This window comes from Pseudomonas meliae (assembly GCF_001400515.1).
GTDB classification, from domain to species: Bacteria; Pseudomonadota; Gammaproteobacteria; order Pseudomonadales; family Pseudomonadaceae; genus Aquipseudomonas; species Aquipseudomonas amygdali.
The window spans coordinates 1-1,105 of the sequence record NZ_LJQT01000337.1 but is presented as its reverse complement, the minus strand read 5'-3'; the positions used below and the strand labels follow the sequence as shown (position 1 = coordinate 1,105).

General features: G+C 54.7%; 2 protein-coding genes. Both read right to left on the bottom strand.

Annotated features, from left to right (window positions below):
• Positions 1-51: 51 nt before the first annotated feature.
• Positions 52-648 (bottom strand): hypothetical protein, encoded by a 597-nt coding sequence (locus ALO64_RS15750; protein ID WP_005730435.1) that lies wholly within the window; start codon positions 646-648, stop codon positions 52-54.
• A 26-nt stretch (positions 649-674) separates the two neighbouring features.
• On the bottom strand, positions 675-1,105 hold a 431-nt coding region (locus ALO64_RS15745), incomplete at its 5' end, for a recombinase family protein (protein ID WP_054991752.1).

The following is a 1,105-nucleotide window of genomic DNA, read 5'->3' as shown; positions in this document are numbered from 1 at the left end:
TCGACGCGCTGTCTGTAGGCCCAGTGGGAGCGAAGCCGCGATTTGCGACACTCACCGTGAAGAGGGGTTGAGATCGAGCCTGTCGTTTGAAATGTCTAGATACGCAGGATCGTCCCGACAAGCCCAAGTAACTAGTACCCCAGGGGGATACGGTCGCTTCTGAAAGCGCGTCACCGCGTTCTCATACTGTGCAGCTGTCGTGCTTGAGGTGAGGATTCGTGGGAGATTTTCTTTCAGTCCCGCCAAGTCGTCCGAGTCGCCTCCGGCGCGGAACACGGTCACACCATTGTCAGGTCGGATCACCAGAATGAAGTAGTAGCCTCGCTGAATCATATTGCTTACCACGGTTTTGATCAGAGGGTTGCATGGGTTGACTAAGACATTGTAGGTATCCACGCCATGGAAATTGAAAGCAAAATGGACCACTTCATAATCGGCGGTCCCCAACAGTGAATGCCCCAGCTCGAAGCCTTCGCTGGACGTTCCGTCTGGGAAATTGTCGCTCGGTCGAATAGCTAGCAAGCCAAACTGATGCTCATGCACCTCAATCACTCCCAGAGCGCAGGCAGGCACTTCGGCCTCGATGAGGTCATAGACGAACTGACGGTTGAGTGTCAGCCTTGGTAAGAAAAGTGAGGCATTATTCAATGGAGCCCTCTCAAACGTTTAGCTCATTAAACATGCGATGAGGCTGGAATCCAGCGGTACAGTGTTGGCACCGAAACTCCAAGATTTTTGGCCACCTCACGCGGTGGTACGCCGTTGGCCAGCAGTTTCTTGGCTGAGACGATTTTGCTGTCGGTCATCTGCCGCTTGCGACCGCCCGTTCGACCAAGCTGACGGGCCACTTGCAGACCCGCACGTGTACGCTCGACCGTCAGCTCCCGTTCCATCTCGGCCAAGCTAGCCATGACGTGGAAAAAGAACCTACCGGATGGCGTGCCCGTATCAATAGCATCGGTGAGACTCTTGAATTGGACCCCCTGCTTATGCAGGCTAGCCACTAGGTCAACTAGGTTTTTGACGCTACGCCCAAGCCGATCCAGCTTCCAGACAACCAGAGTGTCGCCCTCGCGAAGCATTTCTAGAGCTTTGCTCAGGCCTG